Raw genomic sequence first — 25,609 nt, forward strand, 5'->3', positions numbered from 1 at the left:
ACGAACCAGCCGCCGCTCACCCGACGCCTCCGGGCGCGTACCGCGCCACGACCGCCGCCGCCTCGTCGTCCAGCCGGCGGGCGGCCTCGCGCAGGCGGGCCCGGTGGGCGGCGGCCCACCGGGCGTGCCCGGCCAGCCGGCCGCGCAGGGCGTCCACCACCTTGGCGCACTCCCCGGGGCCGCCGCCGCGGTCGAGGTCCGCGACGACCTCGTGCAGCTCCGGCAGCCCGGTCCCGTCGAGGCCGGTGAGTTCGGTCTCGCCGGACTCGACCGCGCGGCGCACGGCCGCGCCGACGACATGGTGGGCGGTGCGGAACGGCACGCCCTGCGCGACCATCCGGTTGGCGACCACGGTGGCCGTCACGAAGCCCTCCCGGGCGCGGTCCGCCATCCGCTCGGCGACCGGGCGCGCGCCGGACACCAGCACCTGGCCCAGCAGGATCTGGTCCCGTACGGCGGCCAGGGCGGGCCAGGCGACGGAGACGGCCTCGGTGCCGACCTCGATGGAGTTCGTGAACGGGGTCGACTTCATGGCGGAGGCCGCCGCCGTCCACGCGCCGACGGCGATCGCCGCCTTGGCCTTGACGTGCTCCAGCAGGAACGCGTTGCGTTTCTGCGGCATCGCGGAGCTGCCCCCGACGAGCCGTTCGGGGAAGTGGAGGAAGCCGAACTCCTGGGTGCTCCACAGCTGCAGGTCGGTGGCGAGCCGGCTGAGGGTGAGGGCGGCCGACGCGACGACGGCGAGTGCGCGCAGCAGGGTGTCGCGGGCGGCGACGGCGTCGGTGGCGTGCAGGGGCGGCGCGGTGAAGCCGAGCAGGGCGGCCGTGTGCTCCGGGTTGATGGGCAGGTCGGTGCCGGCGACGGCGCCCGCGCCCAGCGGGCAGCGGTCGAGTTCGTCGACGGTGTGGGCCAGCGCGGCGAGGTCGCGGTCCAGGGCGGCGGCGATGCCCGCGAGGTAGTAGCCGTAGCTGACCGGCATCGCGGGCTGGAAGTGGGTGTAGAGGGGCATGACGACGTCGGCGTGCGCCCGGGCCCGTGCGAGCAGCACGCCCTGCTGGCGCATCAGCTCCCGGTACAGGCCGGTGAGTTCGTCGCGCAGCCGCATCGCGGTGACGGTCGCCTTGAGGTCGTTGCGGGACCGGGCGGTGTGCAGCTTGCCGCCGACGTCCGCGCCCAGCGCGTCGGAGAGGTGGCCCTCGTACATGAGGTAGGCGCCGCGCGGCGCGTCGAGGCCGTCCAGCGCGCGGAAGCCGCTGTCCCGCAGCTCGCGGACGGCGGTGACGAGGCGGGCTCCGGCGGTGCCCGGCAGCAGCCCGCTGCGCACGAGCATCACGATGTGCGCGAGGTCGACCGTGGTGATGGGTTCCAGCTCGCGGCGGATGTCGTCGGGCCCCTGCTCGCCGTAGACGATGCGGCGGGTGCGCGGGGCGAGGGTGCGGGTGAGGCGGCCGGTGTCCTGGGCCCCGGGGTCGCGGCCGCTCATGACAGCACTCCGTCCACCGGCGCCTGGTCCCCGGTGGGCCGCGGGACCACGCCAGGCACCGCGTCGTAGCCGCGGCGGCGCCAGACCAGCCGGGACCAGCGCTCCCCGGCGGCTCCCGGCTCGGTGACCCGCAGCGGTTCGGCCGGGCGGTCCGCCGCCGCGTGGCCGTTGGCGGCGAGCCAGGCGTCGTCGTAGACGGTGGCCTGGTAGCGGTAACCCTCGTCGGGGAGCATCACCACGCAGGTGCGGTCGGGGTTGCGCTCGGCCCACCAGCGGGCGACCTGGTAGGCGGCACCGCTGGTCGGGCCCTGGAACAGGGCGTGCCGGGTGTGCAGCGCGCGGGTGCTGGCGTAGGCCTCGGCGGCGGACAGCCAGTGGACCTCGTCGAAGACGTTGTGGTCGAGGTTGGCCGGCCACAGGCTGTTGCCGAGGCCGCGCAGCTCGCGCGGGCCGTCCTCCTGGCCGAACAGGACGCTGCGGTGCGTGTCGACGCCGAGGGCGACGGTGTGCGGGGTGCGGACCCTGAGGCCGCGGGTGGTGCCGCACATGGAGCCGCCGGAGCCGACCGGGCCGACGAGGCAGTCGACCGTGCCGAGGGTGCGCTGCAGCTGGTCGGCGACGGCGCCGTAGGAGCGCGGGTTGTCGGGGTTGCTGTACTGCTCGGGGCAGAAGGTGTCGGGGAGTTCGGCGCGGATCTCGGCGAGCCGGTTCAGGCGGGCCGTCTGGTAGCCGCCGACCGGGGAGGGCTCCTGGCAGATCTCGACGCGGGCGCCGAGGTCGGTGAGCCTGCGGTACAGGTGGGCGTCGATCGCCGGGTCGCTGACCAGGATCAGCTTGCGGCGCAGCAGGGCGGCCTGCATGGCGAGGGCCAGCCCGAAGGTGCCGGAGGTGGTCTCCACGATGACCGTGTCGGGCCCCAGCTCACCCCGGTCCCTGGCGCGTTGCAGGATGTAGTGGGCGGGCAGCAGCTTCATCAGCGTGAAGACCGCCCCGTAGAGGTTGGAGCCGAGCCGGACGAGGCGCGGCATCATGATGGCCTCGGTGATGGAGGGGTACGTCGAGGTGGCCGGCGGCATGATGCTCCTGGGGTGGGTCGGGGGACGGGACGGGTCCTGCCGCTGACGGCAGGAGGCCCGTGCCGTCCATGCTGACGAGCGGCCCTGACAGGCGGCTGACAGTGCGGGCGGGGGCTGCCGTGTCAGCGGGGTGTCAGCGCGGCGCACGAGCATGGCCGGGGCACCGGTGAGTGCGTGAGCGAGCGACGACCCCTGGGGGCAGGATGCTGTGGACACAAGTGGTGGAACCGAGACCCTTCGCCGAGCGGCGCCTGGTGTGCTTCCCGTACGCGGGCGGCTCGCCCTACTTCTTCCGCGGCTGGGGCAAGGCCCTCGGCCCGGTGGAGGTGCTCGCGGTGTGCTACCCGGGGCGCGCCGAGCGGTTCGGTGAGCCGTACGCCACCGAACTGGCGCCGATGGCCCGGGAGATCGCGGCGGAGCTGCTGGGCGAGGACGACTCCCGGCCGCTCGCCCTGTTCGGGCACAGCATGGGCGCGACCGTCGCCTACGAGACGGCGCGGGCCCTGGAGGCGGCGGGCCGCGCCGTGGAGCACCTGTTCGCCTCGGGGGCCCGCGCCCCGCAGCTGCATCTGCCGGACCCGGCGGCGGCGACCACCTGGGACGAGGCGGCGGTCACCCGGACCCTGCTGGAACTGGGCGGCACCGACCCGGGGCTGCTGCGCAACCGGTCGTTCACGGATCTGGTCCTGCCCTACATCGGCGCGGACTTCCGGATGCTCGCCGGGTACGGGCGCGGTCCCGCCGAGCCCCTCGTCTGCCCGGTCACCGCGCTGGTCGGCGCCTCGGACCCCCGGGTGAGCGCGGCCCAGGCGGCGGCCTGGCGCGAGGTCACCCGGGGTCCGTTCCGGTTCCGGACACTGCCCGGGGAGCACTTCTACCTGGAGCAGGACCCGCCGCACGAGCTGGTGACGCGGACGCTCCAGGCGCCCCGAGGGGGAGCCGGGCTGCCGTGACCCGGGGTTCCCGGTGCGCCCGCCGGTCACCGGTCGCGGTACATCTCCGCGAGCAGGAAGGCGAGGTCCAGCGACTGGGTGTGGTTCAGGCGCGGGTCGCAGGCCGTCTCGTACCGGGCCGGCAGGTCCTCGGCCAGCAGCGGGTTGCCGCCGCCGACGCACTCGGTGACGTCGTCGCCGGTCAGCTCGACGTGGATGCCGCCCGGGTGGGTGCCGAGGGCGCGGTGGACCTCCACGAAGCCGCGCACCTCGTCGAGCACCGTCTCGAAGCGGCGGGTCTTGTGGCCGCTGGGCGCGGTGGTGGTGTTGCCGTGCATCGGGTCGCTGACCCAGCACACCCGCGCCCCCTCGGCGTCGACCTTCTCGACCAGGACCGGCAGCACGTCCCGCACCCGGTCGGCGCCCGCGCGGACCACGAACGTGAGGCGGCCCGGCTCGCGCCGCGGGTCGAGGCGGTCGATCAGCTTCAGCGCGTCGTCGGCGGTGGCGGCCGGGCCGAGCTTCACGGCGATCGGGTTGCTGAGGCGGGAGAAGAACTCGATGTGGGCGCCGTCCGGCTGGCGGGTGCGTTCCCCGATCCACAGCAGGTGCCCGCTGCCGGCGTAGGCGCGGCCGGTCTCCGGGTCGGTGCGGACGAGGGCGGCCTCGTAGTCCAGGAGGAGCCCTTCGTGGCTGACGTAGAAGTCGGCGGTGCCCAGTTCCCGGGTGTCGATGCCGCAGGCGCGCATGAAGGCCAGGCTGCGGCCTATCTCGTCGGCGAGCGCCTCGTACCGCCGGCCCGCCCGTGAGCTGGCCACGAACCCCCGGTTCCAGGCGTGGACCTGGCTGAGGCCGGCGAAGCCGCCGGTGGTCAGGGAGCGGACCAGGCCGAGGGTGCGCGCCGACGCCTCGTACATGGTGTGCAGCCGGGCCGGGTCGGGGGTGCGGGCCTCGGCGGTGAACTCCAGGCCGTTGACGGCGTCGCCGCGGTACGACGGCAGGGTCAGCCCGTCCTGCCGCTCGACCGGGCTCGATCTCGGTTTGGCGTACTGCCCCGCCATCCGGCCGACCTTGACGACGGGCAGCGCGGTGGCGTGGGTGAGGACGACCGCCATCTGCAGCAGCGTCTTCAGTTTGCGCCGTACCGAGTCGGCGGTCACCTGCGCGAAGGTCTCGGCGCAGTCGCCGCCCTGCAGCAGGATCGCCTCGCCGCGGGCGACGGCGGCCATGCGCCCGCGCAGGGCGTCGCACTCGCCGGCGGTGACCAGGGGGGCGGCCGCGGCGAGGCGGCCGGTGACGTCGCGCAGCGCGGCCGGGTCGGGCCAGTCGGGCTGCTGGGCGGCGGGGAACGCGCGCCAGGAGTCCGCGGCCGCGGCGGAATCGGCGGTGTGCCGTTCGGGCTTTTCCATCACTTCGGTGGCCATGCGTGTGCCTTCCGTATGTGCGCCGAATGTGCGCCCACTACATATCCGCTCCCTGCGCCCGGTCAAGTAATGGAGAAATGGACCGTATCGGTCCCACGGAATTGGTCTGGCCCCGTTCACGGACCGGTTGGTTGACTCTCGTCACACCTCGGCAGAACACACCGGCAGAACACATCGAAAGAACACATCGAAAGAACACATCGAAAGAACAAAGGTGGGGAGTTCGTCTTGACCGCAAGGGAAACCATCGACGTGCACGTCAGCTCCGCCCCTGTCCCCCGGCACGAACCGCTCGCGCTCTACACCCGGCTGACCGGGGGCCGCCCCTCGGACGAGGTGTTCCTCCTGGAGAGCCTGGCCGGTGCCGGCGAGGACCGGCGCTCGGCCGCCGTGGGCGTCGGGCGGCTCGCCGAGATCCGGGTGTACGACCGGTACCTCGACATCGACGGCGTTCCGGCGGTGGCGGCGGCGCTCGCCCGGGCCGCCGGGGCCGCGGGATGTGCCCGGGACCGGGCCCCGGGACCGGAACCCGGCCCGTACCGGCTGCGCTTCACCGGGCAGGACATGCTCTGGGCGGCGCTCGGCCGGGCCCAGCGGGTCTTCGAGGTGAGCGGCGACGTGCCCGCGCGGGGTTACGCGTTCGGCTTCCTGGCCACCTTCGCGTACGAGTCCGCGTGGCACATGGAGACACTGCCGGAGCGGTCCAAGGAGCCGCACGGCCCGGACATCACGCTGACGCTCTTCCGGGAGACCGTCTGGTACGACGTCGCGGGCGGCGCGCCGCGCCACCTGCGCGCGCACGCCCCGGAGTTCGCGGAGGCGGGGCCGGGTGCCGACGTGGCCGTTGCCGCCGCCGCGGCGGCCGGGTCCGGCCCCGGTGGGGCGCCCGGGGCGCCCGCGCCCCGCTCGGTGCGCGACAGCGTCGACCGGGAGACGTTCCTGGGCTGGGCGGACCGCTGCCTGGAGCACCTCCGGGTCGGCGACCTGTACCAGATCCAGATCGGGCACCGCATCGACGTCACCACGGACCTGGAGCCGCTCGACGTCTACCGGCGGCTGCGCGAGCGGAACCCGTCGCCGTACATGTACGTGCTGCCGCGGGCCGGGGACACCCTGATCGGGGCGAGCCCGGAACTGTTCTTCCGGATCGAACCGGAGGACGGAACGGACGGCGGGGCGTACGGCGGGGCGGGCGACGAGATCGTCATGCGGCCCATCGCGGGCACGGCCCGGCGCTGCCGCGACGAGGAGGAGAACCGGCGCCGCGTCAAGGAGATGCGGGAGTCCGTGAAGGAGCAGGCCGAGCACATCATGCTCGTCGACCTGTGCCGCAACGACATCGGCCGGGTCAGCCGCCCCAGCACCCAGCCGGTGGAGCGGCTGATGGAGGTGGAGACCTTCTCGCACGTCTTCCACCTGGTGTCGACGGTCTCCGGGCGGCTGGAGCCGGACGTGGACGTGTGGCAGGCGGTGCGTGCGACGTTCCCCGCCGGGACGATGACCGGGGCGCCCAAGGTGCGCGCCATGGAGGTCATCGACGGGCTGGAGGGCGAGGGCCGCGGCGCCTACGCGGGCGCGGTCGGGCTGATCGACGTGCGCGGCTGGGCCGAGCTGGCCCTGTGCATCCGCACGGTCGTGTACGACGGCACGGCGTACTCCACGCAGAGTTCCGCCGGCATGGTCGCCCAGTCCGAGCCGGAGGCCGAGTGGCGGGAGACGCTGGCGAAGATGGGCGCCGCCTACTGGGCGCTGACCGGGGAGGAGCTGCTGTGAGAGGGGACGCGCCCATGAGGGTTCTGCTGATCGACGCCTACGACAGTTTCGTGCACATCATCGACCAGTACCTGCGCACGCTCGGAGCGGAGACCCGGGTCGTCCGCTCCCTGACCCGGACGCCCGCCGCTCTGGCGGGCCTGGAACCGGACGCCGTGGTGCTCGGGCCCGGCCCGGGGCATCCCGCCGACTCCGGGCACGTGGAGCTGGTGCACGAGTTCGCGGGGCGGGTGCCGGTGCTCGGGGTGTGCCTGGGGCACCAGGCCATCGGCCTCGCGTACGGCGGGCGGATCGAGGTGGCCGAGCAGGTGATGCACGGCCGGACCAGCACCGTACGGCACGACGGCGCGGGCCTGTTCCAGGGGCTCGGGCACACCGTGGAGGCGACCCGCTACCACTCCCTCCTGGTCGCCGATCCACTGCCGGACGAACTGGTGACCACGGCCGTCGCTGCGGACCACGGCTATGTGATGGGCCTGCGGCACCGGACCCTGCCCGTGGAGGGGGTGCAGTTCCACCCGGAGTCGGTGATGACCACGGGCGGCCTGACGATGATGCGCAACTTCCTGCGGATGCGGTCCGCCCCGGTCGGCTGACGGCGTCAGCCCAGGACCTTGCCCAGCTCCGCGATCGCCTCCTCGATGCCCGTGCGCGGAAGCTGGGCGTGCCCCACCACCAGCGCGGGCGCGCCCTCCCCCGCCCGCGCGTGGAAGGCCGCCGCCCCGCGCACCAGGACGGAGCGGCGCAGCGCCCCCGCGACCAGTGCCGCCTCGTCGGTGCGCGGGGGCAGCCGTATGCAGGCGTGCAGGCCGGCCGCCGGGCCCAGCACCACGGCACCGGGCAGGTGCCGGCGCACCGCCGCCTGAAGCACCTGTCTTCGGTCGCGGCACAGGGAGTTGAGGCGGCGCAGATGGCGGTCGTACAGGCCGCTGCGCAGGAACTCCGCGAACGCCAGCTGCGCCAGGCTGTCGGTGCCCAGGTCGTGCCGGGCGCGGGCGCGCAGCAGGGGGTCGAGGACGGCGCGCGGGGCCGCGAGCCAGCCCAGGCGCAGCCCGGGGGCCAGGGTCTTGCTGGCGGTGCCCGCGTAGACGACGTGGTCGGGGGCGAGCCGGCGCAGGGCGAGCGGCCGGGGCGTCCCGCGTTCGTACCACAGGCCGCCGTCGTAGTCGTCCTCCACGATCCAGCCGCCGGTCTCCCGCGCCCAGGCGGCCAGTTCGGCGCGGCGCCGCGCGGACAGGGTGACCCCGGTCGGGTACTGGTGGGCGGGGGTGACGAGGACGGCCCGCACCCCGGACGCCCGCAGCGCCGAGACGTCGATGCCCTCCGCGTCGACCGGCAGCGGCACCGGCCGCAGCCCGCACTCGCGCACGAACCGGCGCTGCCGGGGGTGTCCCGGGTTCTCCATGCCGAGCGCGTCCACGCCCAGTTCGGGCAGTGCCGCGCCGAGCAGACCGAGGGTCTGGGCGAAGCCCGCGACGACCATGATCTGGTCCGGTGTGCCCGGCACCCCGCACACCCGGCCCAGGTAGTGGGCGAGTTCGACGCGCAGGGCCGGCACCCCGGCAGGCGGCGGGTAGTCGAGGTCGGCGGGGTCGGCGGACTGCAGGGCCCGCTGGTAGCTGGTGAGCCAGTCGCGGCGCGGGAAGTGCGGGAACACGGGGGCGCCCGGGCGCAGGTCCCAGCGCACGTCGGGCACCCGGCCGTCGTCCAGGAGGGTCGGGACGACCGGCTCGGGCCCCAGGTGCGGCACGACACGGGTGCCGGCGCCCTGCACCGCCTCCAGGTACCCCTCGGCGACGAGCTGTCCGTACGCCTCGACGACCACGCTGCGGGAGACGCCGAGTTCGTCGGCGAGGCTGCGGCTGGAGGGCAGCCGGCTGCCCGGGTGCAGGACGCCGGCCGCCACCTCGCTCTTGATGAACCGCTGGATCTGGGAGGTCAGCGGGACGGCGGAGTCCCGTACGACTTTCATCGCGACGTGCATGACACTCGATTCCCTTCCCTGTTTTCCGTGGAGGCGGAATTGGACTGCATCAACGGCTCGGCACTGGTCTGGAATACGGTCCGCGCATTTCCCAGACTGAGGAGCGCTTTCCTCTGATTCCTTCGTCCCTTCGCCCACGAGGAGATGTCCGTGAACGACTGGCCGCACTTGCTGAGCACGTTGCTGGACCGCCGGGACCTGTCCGCGCGGCAGGCCGAATGGGCGATGGACGAGGCGATGACCGGCGCGGCCGGTCCCGCCCGGCTCGCCGCGCTGATGATGGGGCTGCGCGCGAAGGGCGAGACGGCCGCAGAGATCGAGGGCCTGGTCCGCGGCATGCTGCGGCACGCGCTGCCGCTGACGGTGCCGGGCCGCTGCCTCGACATCGTCGGGACCGGCGGCGACGGCTCGCACAGCGTGAACATCTCCACGATGTCGGCGCTCGTGGCGGCCGGGGCCGGCGCCCGCGTCGTCAAGCACGGCAACCGGTCCGCGTCCTCGGCGTGCGGGTCGGCGGACGTGCTGGAGGAGCTGGGGGTGTCGCTCGACCTGCCGGCCGGCGAGGTGGGCGGGATCGTCGCGGAGACCGGGATCACCTTCTGCTTCGCCCCGCTGTTCCACCCGGCGATGCGGCACGCCGCCGGTCCGCGCCGCGAACTCGGTGTCCGGACGGTGTTCAACGCCCTCGGCCCGCTGACCAACCCGGCGCGGCCCGCTGCCCAGGCGGTCGGGGTCGCCGACCCGGTGCTCGCGCGGCGCATCGCCGAGGTGCTGGCGCGGCGGGGCACGGACGCGCTGGTCTTCCGCGGTGACGACGGGATGGACGAACTGACGGTCACCACTACCTCCACGGTGTGGTCGGTGTCCGGCGGTGCGGTGCGCCGGGAGACGTTCGATCCGCGGGACGTCGGCGTCCCCCTGGCCCCGGCACAGGCGCTGCGCGGCGGGGACCGGGTCCACAACGCCCGGGTGGCCCGCGAGGTCCTGGCGGGCGCGGCCGGCCCGGTCCGGGACGCGGTGCTCCTGTCCGCGGCGGCGGGCCTGGCCGTGTTCGACGGCGGCCCGGGCTCCCTGACCGAGCGCCTCGCCGCCGGCGTCCGGCGCGCGGCCCGGGCCATCGACTCCGGTGCGGCGGCGGCGGTGCTGGACCGGTGGGTGACGGTCTCGGCGGAGAGGATGCGCGCGGTGCGCGGGGACACGGTGGCGGTGGCCTGAGCGCGGGGGGGGCTGCGCCGCCGGGCGGGTGCGGGTTGTTCGTGGCCGGTCGCGCCCGCGCGGCGGTAGCCGCCTATCCACACGGCCCCGCGCCCCTGAGATACGCACTTCCTGCGGCATCCCATCGGGGAGGCAGCGGCGAAGCCGCATCGCCTCAGGGGCGCGGGGCTGTGACGATGTGCGGCTACCGCCGCGCGGGCGCGACCAGCCCCACGCCACCCGCACCCGGCCCCGCACGGAACCCCGCAGACGCCTAGCCGCCCGGCGTCAGCGCCGCCACCGCACCCGCGCCGTCGCCGCTCGTCACCAACGCCTCCCCCACCAGCACCGCGTCCGCCCCCAGCTCCGCGTACCGGGCCACGTCGGCGGCCCCCCGCACCCCGGACTCGGCGACGCGCACGACGTCGGCCGGCAGGAGCGGGGCCACCCGGGCGAACGTCGAGCGGTCGACCCGCAGGGTCTTCAGGTCGCGCGCGTTGACGCCGACCACGCGCGCCCCGGCGGCGAGGGCGCGCTCCGCCTCCGCCTCGTCGTGGGTCTCCACCAGCGCCGTCAGGCCGGCCTCCGCGGCCAGCGCCGACAGGTCGGTGAGCAGCGGCTGTTCGAGCGCGGCGACGATCAGCAGCACCAGGTCCGCCCCGTGCGCCCGGGCCTCCCACACCTGGTACGGGTCCACGACGAAGTCCTTGCGCAGCACCGGCAGGGTGACCCTGGCCCGCACGGCGTCCAGGTCGGCGAGGCCGCCCCCGAACCGGCGGCGCTCGGTGAGCACGCTGACCGCGGCGGCGCCGCCCTTCTCGTACTCCGCCGCCAGCGCGGCCGGATCGGTGATCTCGGCCAGCGGTCCACGGGACGGGCTGGCCCGCTTCACCTCGGCGATGATCCTCGGCCGTCCGTCCGCCGCGCGCAGCAGCGGCACGCAGTCCGCCCCCGGGCCGCGCGCCGCCGCCCGCCGTACCAGCTCCCGCTCCGGCACGGTTCGCCGGCGTTCGGCGAGGTCCTCGCGGACCCCCGCCACGATGTCGTCGAGCACTGTCATCCGTACGCCCCCGTTCTGTCCGTCCTGCCTCGGTGTGCTGTGCCGAGGGGCCCGGCGCACCCGCCGGGCCCCTCGTTCCGTCGCGCTCAGGTCATCGAGACGACGACCTTGCGGGTACCGGTGAACGCCTCCCGGCCGTGCAGCACGGACGGGTTGTCCACGATCATCACGTCGCCCCGCCGCCAGGGCTCGGCCAGCTTGTGCGCCCGCTGGGCCGCGCGGACCTCGGCGAGGTCCGCGTCGGACAGGGGTGTGCCGTCGGCGTACGTCACCCAGTGCGGCAGGTCGTCCACCGACTCGGTCAGCGACATCAGCAGCTCCCCCTCGTCGTCGGGGAGGTTGGACGGGTGCCACTGGTCGGCCTGGTTGAACCAGGTGTCGCGGCCGGTGCGCGGGTTCTTGATGACACCGGGGCGGTGCTGGCGCACCCGCAGGCCGCCGTCGCCGGTCCATTCGAACTCGGCCTCGGAGGCGGTGAGGAACTCCTCGGCCACCGCCTTGTCGTCCGTCTCGAACGTGTCCTGCCAGGACTTGCCGAGACCGGCGCCGCCGTGCAGGTACTGCCGGTAGACGACGCCGGCGGCGAACCGCTCGCGCAGCCCGGGCGAGAGCGCGCCGAGCAGGGCCTCGCCGTCGCAGACCGGGGTGGCGCCGCCGGTGTCGGGGGCGTCGAGGCAGCAGAAGTACAGCCGGTCGGGCCACTTGCGGGCGTACGACAGCTCGTTGTGCAGGGAGATGTCGTAGCGCGCCGGATACTCGGTGGAGGTGAAGACGCCGTCGGAGAGGGCCGTGCGGGGGGTGTTGCCGCCGCGGTAGCTCCCGATGAGGTCGCGGCCGAAGCCGCTGACGGCGGCGTGGAACGCGGCGGTGTCGGGGATGCCCGCGCCGCGCAGCATGACCACGCCGCAGGTGTCGAGCAGCGTCCGCACCCGGCCGCGTACCTCGTCCCAGCGGGCCTCGTCCCAGGTGCCGGCCGGGGTGCCGGTGTGGAGGACCGCGAGCCTGGTGCCTCCCGCGGTCCGCATCTCGTGCCGCATCTCAGCGAACCTCCTCGCCGGCCGGCTCCGCGCCCAGCGCGACGGGCAGACCGCTGTAGCCCTGGATGAAGTTGGAGTAGAGGCGCTGCGGGGGGCCGAGCAGCGCGATGTCGGCGACCATGGCGCGCAGCGCCTCCACCATGGCGTTCACATGGACCCGGCCCAGGAAGGCGCCGAGGCAGAAGTGCGGGCCGTGGCCGAAGACGACGTGCTTGTTGGGGCTGCGGCCGACGTCGAAGGTGTACGGGTCGGTGAAGACGTCCTCGTCGAAGTTGGCGGAGGCGTTCCACAGGGTGACCACGTCCCCGGCCCTGATGACCTGGTCGCCGAGGGGTACGTCGACCAGGGCGCGGCGCCCGAAGTGCATGGCGGGCGTCGTCCAGCGCAGGATCTCCTCGGTGGCCGACTCGGAGGTGACCTCGCCGCTCTTCAGGCGGCGCCACTGCTCCGGGTTCCCGGCCAGGGCGATGAGGCCGCCGATGATGGACATCCGGGTCGACTCGTCGCCGCCGAGGATGAGGCTGTAGCTGTTGAGGACGATCTCGTCGTCGCTCAGCGGCTTGCCGTCGACGGTGGCGGTGGCGAGCGTGCTGAGGACGTCGTCGCCCGGGTCCGCCCGGCGTTCGGCGGCGAGCTGGGAGATGTAGAGCAGGATCTCGTTGCGCGCCATGAGCGACTCGAACTCGCTCTCGTCGGAGCTGTGCCGCGACAGCGTCCGGGTGTTCCACTCGACGAGCTGCGGGCGGTCGGCGGCCGGGATGTCGAGGAGGTCGCCCATGGTGTGCATCGGGATGTGGTCGACCACGTCGGTGACGAAGTCGACCCGGTCCGACGCCACGGCCGCGCCGAGCAGTTGCCGCGTGTGCCGGTGGACGCCGTCCACGACGGGGGCGAGGACGCGCGGGGAGAACGACTTCAGCATCAGGTTGCGGATCTCGCGGTGGCGCACCCCGTCGGTGACGGCGAGCATCTTGCCGGCGGCCGAGTCGTGGCCGCGCAGCAGCGTGGTGAGCACGGTGCCCTTCTCGGAGGTGAACCGCTTGTTGTCCCGGTAGACGGCGACCGCGTCCTCGTACCGGGAGATCACCCAGAAGCCGGGGGTGCCGGGGCCCGGGGGGTGCCAGTGCACGGGGCTCTCGGTGCGGAACCTGCGCCACATGGCGTGCTGGTCGACGTCGAGGAAGGTCTGGGGATCGGTGAGGTCGAGCGCGGCGGGCTCCGGCGCCGCCGCGCGTTCGGTGACAGGCATGGTGGAGGGTCCTTTGCTCAGGGCTTGCTGAATCGGCGCAGGCTGACGGTGACGCAGACGGCGAACAGCGTGCCGAGCGTCACGGCGACCACGGCCAGCGGGTGCTCGCCGACGTAGCCGGGCCCGGTGGTGGCGGGGTTGCCCCACAGGTCGCGGCAGGCGGCGATGACGGCGCTGACCGGGTTCCACTCGGCGATCGGGCGGACCGCGCCGGGCATGGACTGCGGGGAGAGGAAGGCGCTGGACAGGAAGGGCAGCACGATGACGATGAACGGGGCGACGACGCTGATCGTCTCGATGCTGCGCAGGGTGGTGGCGAGCAGCACACCGAGCCACAGCATCACGTAGGTGAAGGCGGCGATCAGGGCGAACCCGCCGAGCGTGGGCAGCAGGCCGGTGTGCGAGCGCCAGCCGAGGAGCAGACCGGCTCCCGTGGTGACGACGAGCGCGGCCAGGGCGGTGAGCAGGTCCGCGGCGGTGTGTCCGAGGGGCACGGCGGACCGGCTGATCGGCAGGGACCGGAACCGGTCCACGATGCCGCCCTGCAGGTCCATCGCCATGGACACGGCCGTCGGCCCCACACAGGCCAGTCCCACCTGGACGGCGCCGCCGGCGAAGACGTACTCGACGTAACTGCCGCCCGCGGGCAGGGTGATGGCGTCCCGGAACAGATAGCCGAGCAGCACCATCGACACCAGCGGGTTGAGGACGACGCCGATGGCGCGGCCGGGGCCGCGGCGCAGCCGCCGCAGCCTGCGCCCCAGGACGGCCAGCACCTCGGTGGTGAAGGTCCTCAGGCCCGGCCGGGCCCCGCCGACGGGGGATGTCGGGGCGGGGGCCCGGCCGGGGGTCGGCGCCGCGGGGGACGGCGCCGGGGGGAGGGTGGTCGTCATGCCGGACTCCGATCGTCCTGGGTGGTCGGCGGTGCCGTGCGCCGTGTGCCGCTCCGCGCGGCGCCGGGGTCCGACGCCGCGAGGGCGCCCTTCCGGCCGGCCCGGCGGGCGGCGGCCCACACCCGGCGCCGCCGGGCGGCGGCCGCGCGGGTCGCCGCCCGGGAGGCCGCCGCCCTCACCGGTCGCTCCCGTCCGACGCGGCGTGCAGCCGGTCGAGTTCGGCGGCGACGGCACGGCCGATCCGGTCCAGGTTCGGGCCGGTGAGCATGTCGTCGTGCCCGCAGTCGACGTGGTGGACGGTGACCGGGCCCCGGGCGTGGGGCTCCCACAGCCGGTCCTTGTCCGTGACGTCGCCCCAGGGCGAGCGGTCGGCGAGGAAGAGCTGCATCGCACCGTCGTACCGGCCGGGTCGGTAGCGGGTGTTGAGGACCTGGTGGCGGGCCATCAGGTCCACCATGCGGCTCATCCGCTCCTCCCCCAGCCTGGCGAGCGGGCTGTTGTCGCGCCGCAGCACGTCCACCAGGTCGGCGGGGGTGAGGTCGCGGCCCGCGAACTCGGCGGGGTCGTGTCCGATGCCCTCCAGGAGCCAGGTGAGGGAGCCCTGGACGTCCCGCTCGTCGACGACGTCGGTACGGGGGTAGGCGTCGAGGTTGGCGAGCAGTCCCACCTCCTGGCCGGCCGCCCTGAGCTGCACGGCGATCTCGTAGGCGAGCAGGCCGCCGTAGGACCAGCCGAACAGGTGGTAGGGCCCTTCGGGGCGGACCCGCCGGATCAGTTCGACGTACGCGGCGGCGTTGTCCTCGATGCTGTCCGGCAGCGGTGCGCCGGCGACGACCGCCGGGGACTGGAGGCCGTACAGGGGGTGCTCCGCCCCGATGTACCGGGCCAGCGGCAGGTAGGACAGCGCGAGTCCGACACCGGAGTGCACGCAGAAGACGGGCGGGCGCTCGCCGGTGGGCCGGATCGTGAGCAGCGGCGCGAAGGTGTCGGCGTCCTCCTGCTCGTCGGTCTCCGCGATCGCCTCGGCGACGGCCCGTACGGTGGTGCGCATCGCGGGTGCCGGCGCCTCGGGAGCAGGCGCCTCGGGGGCGGGCTGCGGTGCAGGTTCCGGGTGCAGTCCCGCCGCGAGGGCCGCGACGTTCTGGTGCCGGAAGACGTCCGCGATGGTGATCTCGATGCCCTCCTTGCGGGCCCGCGCCACCAGTCGCAGCGACTTCATGCTGTCCATCGACCGGGTCTCGAAGAAGTTCTCCGCCGCGCCCACGGACTCGGCCCCGACCACCTCGGCCACGATCGCGCACAACCGCGCCACGACCGGATCGGCGTCGGCGTCCGCGGCGGTGTCCGGTGACGGAACGGCCGGCTCCGCGGGGAGGGCCGCGTCGCGGGTCACCTTCCGGCCGGTCCGCCACATGCGCGCCCCGGCCCCGCCCCAGGGGTCGGCCACGAACCGCTCGGCGGTGGCCGCGGCCCGGCCCGCGTAGGCCCGGGCGACGGCCGCGCCGGCGAGGTACAGCTCGCCCTCGGCGGCCGGGCGCAGCGCCTCGTCCAGGACGTAGCCGTGGGCGGGCCACCGGGCGGCGTCGGCCGGGACGGTGTCCGGTGCGGACCACGCGGCGGGCGGGCGCTCCCGGGTGGCGACGCCGGTGCCGGCGAGCAGCGCCCCGAACAGGCCCGCCTCGCCCGGCCGTCCGTCGTCCAGGGCGGCCGCGACGTGGGCGGCGGCCGTGCGGTGCTCCACGACGGTGCCCGTGGCGCCGCCGCGGATCACGTACGCGGCCTGTGCGGGCCGGGCCGTGGCCGGCCCGGGCCGGGGGTCCGGCACCGCGGCCCCGGTGCGCAGCCCCGCGACGTCGAGGACGAGCACCGGCACCCCGGTCGTCCGCAGGCGTCCGGCCAGGCCGGCGGTGGTCAGGACGCACACCGGGTCGACGTCGGCGAACAGGGCGCGGACCGCGTCGGCCGGTTCGTCCGCGGCCAGCGGCACGTAGGCCGCGCCCGCCTTGAGGACGGCGAGGGCCGCGAGGGCCTGGTCGGCGGCGCGCGGCACGGCGAGTGCCACGGTCCGCTCGGGGCCGGCGCCGGCCGCGACGAGGGTGTGCGCGAGGTCGTCGGCGTACCGGTCGAGTTCCGTGTACGACAGCGCCTGCGGTCCGCTGCCGGTGGCGACGGCGTCGGGGGCCTCGGCGACCCGCGCGGCGAACAGGTCGAGCAGGGTCGTCCCGGGCAGCTGCCGCACGATGCCGGCGAAGGCGTCGCCGCCGTCCCCGTCGTCCCCGTCGTCTCCGTCGTCCGGGCCGTCGTCGGACCGCTCCGGGGCCGTGGGCGCGTCCGCTCCCGCGATCTCCAGGTCCCCGATCCGTACGTCCGGATCGGCCACCGCGTTCCGCAGCACCTGCGTGAACTGCGCCGCGAGGCCCTCGGCCGTCTCCCGGGTGAACAGGTCCTCGCTGAAGGTCAGCAGGCCCTGCATGCCGTCCGTGTCGTACGCCGGCACCAGTTCGACGACGAGGTCCAGCTTGGCCTGCCGGGACGGGACGTACTCGGGGCGGGCGGTCAGGCCGGGCAGGCCGAGGTCGCGTACGCCGTCGTACTGGACGGTGAGCGACACCTGGAACAGCGGGTGCCGGTTCAGTGCCCGGGCGGGCCGCAGCGCGTCCACCACCTGGTCGAACGGCACGTCCTGGTGGGAGAAGGCGGCGAGGTCGGTCTCCCGGAGCCGGTCGAGCAGTTCGCGGAAGGTCGGGTCGCCGCCGGTGTCGCCGCGCAGCACCAGGGTGTTGAGGAACATGCCGACGACGTCCGCGAGCGCGTCGTCCGTGCGGCCGGCGACCGAGACGCCCACCGGGATGTCGGTGCCCGCGCCGCGCCGGGTCAGCAGCGTCGACAGGGCCGCCTGGAAGACGATGAACTCGGTGGTGCCGGTGGAGCGGGCCAGTTCGCCGACGGCCGAGCACAGTGCGGCGTCCACGTCGAACAGGACCACGTCGCCGGTCCGGGTGCCCCGCTCGGGGCGGGGGAAGTCGGCGGGCAGCGGGGTCTCCTCGGGCAGGCCCGCGAGTGCGTCGCGCCAGAAGTCGAGCTGCTCGGCGGCGAGGCTGTCCGGGTCGTCGTCGCTGCCGAGCAGCTCGCGCTGCCAGACGGCGAAGTCGGCGTACTGGACGGGCAGCGGTTCGAAGCGAGGGGCGCGGCCCTTGCACCGGGCCCGGTAGGCGGCGGCGAAGTCGCCGAGGAACGGGCCCATCGACCAGCCGTCGAAGGCGATGTGGTGGATCACGAACAGCAGCACGCACTCGCCCGGTCCCACCGGGAAGAGGCGGACGCGCAGCGGTGTCTCCTCGGTGAGGTCGAAGCCGCGGTCGGCCTCGGCGGCCACCGCCGCCCGCACCTCGCCGGCCGGGACCGACACCACCTTCAGCGCGGGCGCGCCCGCGGCGGTGTCCAGGACGCGCAGCGACGGCACCCCGTCGGTGTCCGGGATGACGGTGCGCAGCACCTCGTGCCGTTCGGCGAGGTCGCGCAGTGCCGCCTGGAGGGCGTCCGCGTCGAGCCGCCCGGTGAGCCGGAAGGCGAGCACCGAGTTGAAGGAGCCGTCGGCGCTGCCCTCGCGGCGGTTGAGGAACCACTGGCGCTGCTGGGTGAAGGACAGTGGCCGCTCGGCCCCGGCCGGCGCGGGCGCCAGTGCGGGGCGTGCCCGGTCGGCCTGTGCCACGCGGGCGGCGAGCGCCGCGACGGTGCGGGCCTCGAAGAGGGCGCGGATGGGGAGTTCGGCGCCGAGGACGCTGCGCACCCGGCTGACCAGGCGGGTCGCGAGCAGCGAGTGCCCGCCGATCTCGAAGAAGTCGTCGTCGGCGTGGACCCGTTCGCGGCCGAGGATGTCGGCGAACAGGCCGCACAGGATCTCCTCGACGGGGGTGCGCGGGGCGCGTCCCCGTGCGCCGGCGCCCAGCTCGGGGTCGGGCAGGGCGGCGCGGTCCAGCTTTCCGTTCGTGGTCAGCGGGAGCGCGTCCAGGGCGACGACGGCGGACGGCACCATGTAGTCGGGCAGTTCCTGTACGAGGCGGTCGCGCAGCACCGTGGTGTCCGCCCCGGCGGCCGCTCCGGCGGCGACCACGTACGCGACCAGGCGCCGCTCGCCCACCTCGTCCTCGCGCATCACGACGGCCGCCTGCTCGACGCCGGGCATGGCCGTCAGGGCCGTGGAGATCTCCCCGAGTTCGATGCGGATGCCGCGCAGCTGCACCTGGTCGTCGGTGCGGTCCAGGTAGTCGAGTTCGCCGTCGGGCAGCCAGCGCACCAGGTCGCCGGTGCGGTACATGCGGCTGCCGGCCGGCCCGTAGGGGTCGGGTACGAACCGCAGGGCGGTCAGATCGGGCCGGCCGAGGTAGCCGCGGGCCAGGCCGCCTCCGACGTACAGCTCGCCGGCGGATCCGGCGGGCACCGGGCGCAGCGCCCGGTCCAGGACGTACACGCGGTGGGCGGCGGTCGGGCGGCCGATCGGCGGGCGGCCGCGGCCGGGCACGAGCGGTCCGCTGACGGTGCAGCCCACGACGGCCTCGGTGGGCCCGTACCCGTTGAACATCCGCACCGAGCCCGCCCAGCGGTCGACCACCTCTGCGGGTACGGCCTCGCCGGTGACCACCATGCGCAGGTCCGCGGGGAGCGTGCTGCCCTCGGGCAGCGCGCCGACGACGACGGGCGGCAGCGCGGCCAGGTTGATCCGCTGGTCGTTGATCAAGTCGACCAGCGGCCGTCCCGGGGTGCGGTGCTCCTCGTCGGCGATGACGAGGGTGCCGCCGTTGAGCAGGGCCAGCATGATGCCGAAGACGGAGGCGTCGAAGCTGAAGGACGCGAACTGCAGGACGCGTACGTCCTGATCGAGTGCGAACCGCTCGGTGAGGCTGTCGACCATCGCCATCAGCCCGGTGTGCGGCACGGTCACCCCCTTGGGGCGGCCGGTGGACCCGGAGGTGTAGATCATGTACGCGGTGTGCAGGGGGTCGAGCGCCTCGTGCCGGTCCCCGGCGCCGGTCAGGTCGGTGCCGGCCAGGTCCGCCAGCTCCGCCGCGGTCCCGGGCGAGTCCAGGAGCAGGGGGGTGTCGGTGAGGCCCGGCAGCTCGGGCAGTCCCGCAGGGCGGGCCGCGGTCGCGGTGTCGGTGAGCAGGACGGCGGGCTGCGCGTCCGCCAGGAGGTAGCCGATGCGGTCGGCCGGGTAGTCGACGTCGACGGGCAGGAACACGGCGCCCGCCTTCAGCGCGGCCAGGGCCGCCACCACCAGCTGCGGGGAGCGCGGCAGCAGGACGGCGACCGGCTGTTCGGCGCGTACTCCCCGGGAGACGAGGAGCCGGGCGAGCCGGTTGGCGCGGGTGTTCAGCTCGCTGTAGGTGAGGACGTCGGCGCCGAGGGAGACGGCGGGCTTGTCCGGGAAGCGGGCGGCCCACCGCTCGAAGGCGTCGGTGGCGAGGGCCGCGGGTTCGGGCCTGGCGGCGTCGACGCCCGCCCAGGTGCGGGTGAGCCGGTGGCGTTCGGAGTCGTCGAGGGTGTCGACGCGGCCGAACGGGACGCCGGGGTCGGCGGCGAGCCGCTCCAGGAAGCGCAGGAAGCGCTGGACGAAGCCGTCCGTCCGCTCCTCGGTGAACACGTCGGGCCGGTACTGGGCCTCGACCCGCAGCTGCCCGTCCGCGCCGGGGAAGACGCCGATGGCCAGGGGGTACTCGGCGACGACCCGGGCGGTCCAGCCGAGCATGGTCAGCTGGGGGATGTGCTCGCCGATGCGGTCGAGGGCGCCCGTCGGGTAGTTGTGGAAGCTGACGACGGTGTCGAACAGCTCGCCGGTGCCGGCGCAACTCTGGACCTCGGCCAGGCCCAGGTGGTGGTGGGGTTCGAGGCCGAGCTGGCGGTCCTGGAGGTCGGCGAGCACCGCCTCGAAGGGCCGCGCGGCGTCCAGCCGGGCCCGGACCGGGAGGGTGTGCAGGAACGCGCCCACCATCCGTTCCACTTCCGGCAGTTCGGCCGGGCGGCCGGAGACGACGGCGCCGAAGGTGACGTCGTCGCGTCCGGTGAGGGCGCCGAGGACGGCCGCCCAGGCGCCCTGCATCACGGTGTTCAGGGTGAGGCCGCGGCGGTGCGCCCAGCGGGTGAGCGCGTCCGTGACCCGGTCCGGGATGCCGGCGACGAGGGTCCTGGGCAGCACGGAGACGCGGTCGCGGTCGGCGGGGCCCAGCCGGGTGGCGCCGTCCACGCCGGCGAGTTCGGCCCGCCAGGCCGCGCGGGCCGCCTCCTTGTCCTGCGCCGCCGACCACTCCAGGTAGCGCCGGGCGGGGGCGACGCGGGCGAGGGCGCCGGTGTCGGCGCCGTTGGCCCACAGGGTGACGAGTTCCTCGGCGAGCACGGCGGACAGGGACCAGCCGTCGACCAGCATGTGGTGCGTGGTCCACACGACGCGGTGCCGGTCGTCGGCGATCCGGTAGACGGTGAACCGGGTCAGCGGGCCGCGGGTGACGTCGAAGCGGTGCAGCCACTCCTCGTCGGTGCGGCGGGCGGCCTCGGCGTCCACCTCGGCCGCGTCGACGTGGGTCAGGTCGACCTCGGTCCAGGGCAGGGCGACGCGGTCGGGGATCAGCTGGACCGGGTCGCCGGTGTCGCGCTCGCGGAAGCAGGCGCGCAGGCCCGGGTTGCGTGCGAGGAGTGCCTCGGCGGCGGCGCGCAGGGCGGTGCGGTCGAGGGGGCCGCCGATGTCCATGACGACCTGGAGGGTGTACGCGTCCATGCCCTGCCGGTCGAACTCGGCCTGGAAGAGCAGTCCGCGCTGGAGCGGGGAGAGCGGCAGGATGTCGGTGACACCGCGCAGCTCGGCCTCGTAGGCGTCGATCTCCCGCTGTTCGACGTGGACGAGCGGGAACTCGGCCGGGATGCGGCCGGTGGCGCCCGGCCGTTCCGCGTGCGCGGCGAGGGTCCGCAGGGCGCGGAACCAGGTCTCCGCCAGGTCCCGTACGTCGGCCTCGTCGAGCAGGGCGGAGGCCCAGGTCCAGTCGGCCACCAGGACGGGGCCCTGGGGGCGGTCCTCGGTGACGGCGACGACCTCGACGGGCTGGCGCAGCGGGGTGCCGGGGGCCGCGGTCTGTCCGGCGCCGCCCGCCACCATGGACCAGTCGCCGCCGCTCGCGGTGAACCGGCCCAGGTAGTTGAAGGCGAGCTGGGGTACGGGGGTGCGGGCGAGGACGGCCGCGGTCTGCGGGTTGAGGTGGCGCAGCAGGCCGTGGCCGATGCCGTGGTCGGGCAGGGCGCGCAGGGTGGCCTTGGTCCGCTTCAGGGCGGCGCCGAGGGACGGGCCGGCCTGCCACACGTCGTCCCAGTCGAGCCGGCCGACGTCGAGGCCGACGGGGTAGACGCTGGTGAACCAGCCGACCGTGCGCGACAGGTCCAGGTCCCCGGCGATCTGCTCGCGGCCGTGTCCCTCCAGTTCGACCAGGGCGCGGGTGACGGGGGAGCCGCCGCGGCGGGCGCGGTCGGCGAGGGCGAGGGCGAGGCCGGTGAGCAGGACCTCGTTGATCTCGGCGTGGAAGGCGGCGGGCACCGTGGTGAGCAGGGCCGCCGTGTCCTCGGCGGGCAGTTCGACGCGCAGGGTGCCGGCGCTGCCGTGCACGTCGCGGGCGGGATCCAGCGGCTGCTCGGCGAGCGTGACGGACTCGCCGGCCGGCTGCTCGGTCCACAGCGGCAGTTCCGCCACCCGGTCCGCGGTGCGCGCCTCCTCGGACAGGGTCTTCGCCCAGCGCCGGTAGGAGGTCGGTACGGCGTCCAGCCGCGGCTCGGTGCCGGCGGCGACGGCCTCCCAGGCCGCGCGGAGGTCGGGCAGCAGGATCCGCCAGGAGACGCCGTCGACGGCGAGGTGGTGGATGACGAGGAGGAGCGTGCCGGGGGCGTCGGTGTCCTCGTCCCTCAGCAGCACGGCCTGGGCCACGAGGCCGTCCTGGGGGCGCAGCCGGGCACGGGCCGCGGCCAGTTCCCCGGCGAGGCGGGCCCGGCGGTCGCCGTCGGCCGGGAGGGTGGCGGTGCGCAGCACGTCGGCGGCGGCGACGCCGCCTCGGGGCTGCGTGCTCAGGGACCACAGTCCCGGCACCGGGGTGGCAAGGCGCAGGCGCAGGGTGTCGTGGCGGTCGAGGACGGCCTGGAGGGCGCGCTCCAGCCGGGGGGCGTCCACCTCGGCGGGCACGGTGACGGTGGCGTACTGCGCGAACTCCTGCGTCTCCTCCGGAAGACGCGCGAGCAGTTCGCGGAGCTGGTCGGCCACCGGGAGGAGTCCGACCTCGCCGACGCCGTCCTCCTCGGCGGCGGGTGCCGTCCGCTCCGCGCGGCCGGCCGCGGCGGCGATGGCCGCGGGGGTGCGGTGCCGGAACACGTCGCGGGCGGTGACGACCAGGCCTTCCCCGCGGGCCCGGCTGACCACCTGGAGGGAGCTGATGCTGTCGCCGCCGAGCGCGAAGAAGCTGTCCTCGGGGCCGACCTCCGGCAGGCCGAGGACCTCGGCGAGGACGGTGCACAGGATCCGCTCCTCGTCGGTGCGGGCGGCGCGGCCCCGCGTGGGGGCGCCGAAGTCGGGGGCGGGCAGGGTCTTGCGGTCGACCTTGCCGTGCGCGGTCAGCGGCAGTTCGTCCAGCGCGACGAGGGCGGTCGGCACCAGGGCGCCGGGCAGCCGCTCGGCCAGCAGGGCGCGGGCGGCGGCGGTGTCCGGGCGGGCGCCGTCGCCGACGACGTAGCCGACGAGCCGTTTCTGTCCGGCCGGGTCGGTGACGGCGGCGGCCACCGCGTCGGCGATGCCGGGCAGGGCGCGCAGGGCCGTCTCGACCTCGCCGAGTTCGATGCGCTGGCCGCGGATCTTCACCTGGTGGTCGACGCGCCCGACGAAGGCGAGCTGTCCGTCGGGCCGGAGCACGACGTGGTCGCCGGTGCGGTACATGCGGGAGCCGTCGGCGGCGAACGGGTCGGGCAGGAACGTGGTGGCGGTGCGGCGCGGGTCGGCGAGGTAGCCGCGGCCGACGCCCCGGCCGGCGATGAACAGTTCGCCCTGGACACCGCGGGGCACCGGCCGCAGGTCGGCGCCGAGGACGTACAGGCGGGTGTTGCGCAGCGGCCGGCCGATCGGCACGACGGGCGCGTCGAGGTCGCCGGGGCCGGTGAGATAGGCGTGCGTGACGTCGTCGGAGCACTCGGTGGGGCCGTAGAGGTTGGCGAGCGGGATGTCCGGGTAGCGGGCGAACCAGCGGGTGCACAGGTCGGCGGGGAGCGCCTCGCCGTTGGAGATCATCCAGCGCAGGGCCGGCAGGGCGGGTGCGGTGCCGGCCGCGTCCCAGACGTCGAGGGTGGCGCGCAGCAGGGACGGCACGACCTCGATGACGGTCAGCTCCTCGGCGCCGATGACCGGGAACAGCACGTCCGGGTCGGCGATGTCGCCGCGGGCGAAGGCGCGCACCCGGCCGCCGACGAGCAGGGTCGTCAGGGTCTGCCAGACGGTGACGTCGAAGGTGACGGGCGCGTTGTGGACGAGCGCGTCGGCGCTGGTCAGCCCGAACTCCTCGATCTTGGCGAGGAGGTGGTTGACCATGCCGCCGCGCTGCACCATGGCGCCCTTGGGCTTGCCGGTGGAGCCGGAGGTGTAGATGACGTACGCGAGGTCGAGCGGGCCGCCGGTGACGGGGGCCAGGTCGTCGGCGGCGTCGGTACGGCCGTCCAGGACGTGCACGGGCAGCGGCGCGTCCAGGGGTGCGGTGATCCGGTGTGCGAGGCCGGTGTGCTCGTCCTGGGTGAGCAGGAAACCGGCGCCGCTGTCGCGCAGCAGCGCGGTCAGCCGGGCGGCCGGGGCGCCGGGGTCGAGGGGCACGAAGGCGCGTCCGGCGCCGAGGACGGCGAGTTCGGCGGTGACGAAGTCACGGCCCGGCTCGGTGAGGACGGCCACCGGCCCGTGCCCGGTCAGCAGGCGGGAGACGGCGGAGGCCCGGCCGACCAGTGCGGCGTAGTCGATGCTGCCGCCGTCGTCGGTGACGGCCACCGCGTGCGGCGCCCGCGCGGCCTGCTCCCGGACGCGCTCCACGACGCCCCGGTAGGGCGTCTCGCGGACGGGCCCGGTGAGGGTGGCCGAGAGGTCGGCGCGCTCGTCGGCGGTGAGCAGGTCCAGGCCGCCGAGCGGGGCGTCGGGCGCGGCTTCCAGGAAGGCGCCCAGGAAGGCGGTGAACCGGTCGAGGTGGGTACGGACCTCGGCGCGGTCGTAGCGTGCGGTGTTGCCGCTGAGGTCGACTCCGATGCCCGCCTCGCCCTTGTCGGCGACGGTGAACTCCAGGTCGTCCACCAGGCCCGTGGACGGGCTGTAGATGGTGGCCTCGCAGGGGCCGATGGCCAGCTTCTCGACCTGCGGCATCATGTTGAGGAACGGGCCGAAGGGCCGCCGGTCGTCGCTGGGCAGGCCCATCGTCCGGCGGATCCTGCTGACGCGGTGGCGCTGGTGCTTCAGGCTCTGGGAGAACGTCTGGTACGTCTCGGCCAGCAGCGTGGCGCGTGTGGTGTGCGCCGGCACGGCCAGGCGCAGCGGCAGGTTGTTGACGACCATGCCGGGGACGCGCTGCATGGTGCCGCCGACGCGGGCCGTCACCGGCAGGGCGAGCAGCACGTCCTCGGTGCCGGCGGTGCGCGCGGTGTAGGCGCCCAGCGCGGCGGCGAGCGTGGTCTGCCAGGTCACCCGGGACTCCCAGGCGACCGAGCGCAGCAGCCCGGCGGTGCGCTCGGGCAGGACGGTGCCCTCCTGGTGGAAGGTCTGGGCGGGTTCGGCGTCGCGGGTGGCGAGGCTGATCAGCTCGGGCCCGTCGCCGACCTGCCGCTGCCAGTAGGCGGCGTCGCGCTCGGCCTTCGGTGACGCGGTGTACGCCGCCTCGGTCTCGACCAGGGCGGCGAGCGGGGGGAAGCGGTTGTCGTCCGGCGAGGTGCCGTCGAGCAGGGCGCCGTAGATCTCGGAGAGCCGCTGGAAGTAGATGACGTAGCTGAAGCCGTCGGAGACGAGGTGGTGGTTGAGCAGGCAGAAGAAGGTGCGCTCGGGGCCGAGCGTGAACACGCTCAGCCGGAACAGCGGGACGTACGGTCCGTCGCCCGGCCCCTGGTCCGGTGCCTCGTCCAGCGGGAAGGGTACGGCGAGGTCGGCGCGGATCGCCTGCTCGGCGGCGGCCGCGGGGTCGGGGGCCGCCTGGACGTCGGTGACGGTCAGCGGCAGCGCGCCGAGCGGTTCGACGAACTGGCGCGGCTCACCGCCCCGGTCGTCGAACCGGACGCGCAGGCACTCCGACTCCTCGGCCAGCCGGGCGAGGGCGGTGCGGAAGAGGTCCGGGTCGAGCGGTCCGCGGATGTCCCAGTAGATGGCGGTGTTGTAGGTCGCGCCCCCGCCGGAGAGTTTCGCGTCGAACCAGATGTCCTTCTGGCCGGCGGTGAGCGGCAGGCCGGCCGTCTGAACGGATGTCATAGCA

The 25,609-nt window shown here is 74.9% G+C and carries 13 protein-coding genes; 4 read left to right on the plus strand and 9 right to left on the minus strand.

Annotation, left to right across the window (positions count from 1 at the left end; all coding sequences use genetic code 11):
* Positions 1-16: 16 nt before the first annotated feature.
* On the minus strand, positions 17-1,483 hold the full coding sequence (argH, locus tag IEZ20_RS00060; protein ID WP_189293965.1) for an argininosuccinate lyase: 1,467 nt from the start codon (positions 1,481-1,483) through the stop codon (positions 17-19).
* A complete protein-coding gene (locus IEZ20_RS00065; protein WP_189293966.1) occupies positions 1,480-2,559 on the minus strand; it encodes a pyridoxal-phosphate dependent enzyme in 1,080 nt (359 codons plus the stop codon). Before IEZ20_RS00065 ends, argH begins: the two co-directional genes overlap by 4 nt.
* 221 nt (positions 2,560-2,780) lie before the next feature.
* On the opposite strand from IEZ20_RS00065, the gene IEZ20_RS00070 reads away from it, so the two are divergent.
* Positions 2,781-3,512 carry a thioesterase II family protein gene (locus IEZ20_RS00070; protein WP_229895815.1) on the plus strand — a complete coding sequence of 244 codons (732 nt, stop codon included), beginning with the start codon at positions 2,781-2,783 and terminating at the stop codon, positions 3,510-3,512.
* A 26-nt stretch (positions 3,513-3,538) separates the two neighbouring features.
* Here the strand turns inward: IEZ20_RS00070 and IEZ20_RS00075 are convergent, their stop codons facing one another.
* Positions 3,539-4,900, minus strand: coding sequence for a class II 3-deoxy-7-phosphoheptulonate synthase (locus IEZ20_RS00075; RefSeq protein ID WP_189294606.1), 1,362 nt, complete (start codon positions 4,898-4,900; stop codon positions 3,539-3,541).
* 243 nt (positions 4,901-5,143) lie between these two features.
* Here IEZ20_RS00075 and IEZ20_RS00080 point away from each other — a divergent pair, with 243 nt between their 5' ends.
* The gene (locus tag IEZ20_RS00080) at positions 5,144-6,688 is read left to right on the plus strand and encodes an anthranilate synthase component I family protein (RefSeq protein WP_189293968.1); all 1,545 of its coding nucleotides are present in this window, start codon (positions 5,144-5,146) and stop codon (positions 6,686-6,688) included.
* Positions 6,689-6,702: 14 nt separating this feature from the next.
* The gene (locus IEZ20_RS00085; RefSeq protein WP_189293969.1) at positions 6,703-7,284 is read left to right on the plus strand and encodes an anthranilate synthase component II; all 582 of its coding nucleotides are present in this window, start codon (positions 6,703-6,705) and stop codon (positions 7,282-7,284) included.
* A 5-nt stretch (positions 7,285-7,289) separates the two neighbouring features.
* Here the strand turns inward: IEZ20_RS00085 and pdxR are convergent, their stop codons facing one another.
* A complete protein-coding gene (gene pdxR / locus IEZ20_RS00090) occupies positions 7,290-8,672 on the minus strand; it encodes a MocR-like pyridoxine biosynthesis transcription factor PdxR (protein WP_189293970.1) in 1,383 nt (460 codons plus the stop codon).
* A 144-nt stretch (positions 8,673-8,816) separates the two neighbouring features.
* On the opposite strand from pdxR, the gene trpD reads away from it, so the two are divergent.
* The gene (gene trpD / locus IEZ20_RS00095) at positions 8,817-9,887 is read left to right on the plus strand and encodes an anthranilate phosphoribosyltransferase (RefSeq protein WP_189293971.1); all 1,071 of its coding nucleotides are present in this window, start codon (positions 8,817-8,819) and stop codon (positions 9,885-9,887) included.
* A 253-nt stretch (positions 9,888-10,140) separates the two neighbouring features.
* Here the strand turns inward: trpD and trpC are convergent, their stop codons facing one another.
* From trpC to IEZ20_RS00120, 5 genes are all read right to left on the minus strand, one after another.
* On the minus strand, positions 10,141-10,926 hold the full coding sequence (gene trpC / locus IEZ20_RS00100; protein WP_189293972.1) for an indole-3-glycerol phosphate synthase TrpC: 786 nt from the start codon (positions 10,924-10,926) through the stop codon (positions 10,141-10,143).
* 86 nt (positions 10,927-11,012) lie between these two features.
* Entirely contained in the window at positions 11,013-11,963 is a 951-nt protein-coding gene (locus IEZ20_RS00105) for a TauD/TfdA family dioxygenase (protein ID WP_189293973.1), read from the minus strand.
* A gap of 1 nt (position 11,964) precedes the next feature.
* A complete protein-coding gene (locus IEZ20_RS00110; protein WP_189293974.1) occupies positions 11,965-13,212 on the minus strand; it encodes a cytochrome P450 in 1,248 nt (415 codons plus the stop codon).
* A 17-nt stretch (positions 13,213-13,229) separates the two neighbouring features.
* Positions 13,230-14,105, minus strand: a complete 876-nt coding sequence (locus IEZ20_RS00115; protein WP_189293975.1) for an ABC transporter permease — start codon at positions 14,103-14,105, stop codon at positions 13,230-13,232.
* Between the two features lie 175 nt (positions 14,106-14,280).
* Positions 14,281-25,605 (minus strand): non-ribosomal peptide synthetase, encoded by an 11,325-nt coding sequence (locus IEZ20_RS00120; RefSeq protein WP_189293976.1) that lies wholly within the window; start codon positions 25,603-25,605, stop codon positions 14,281-14,283.
* Positions 25,606-25,609: the final 4 nt, after the last annotated feature.

Source organism: Streptomyces cinerochromogenes, from assembly GCF_014648635.1.
GTDB lineage: Bacteria > Actinomycetota > Actinomycetes > Streptomycetales > Streptomycetaceae > Streptomyces > Streptomyces cinerochromogenes.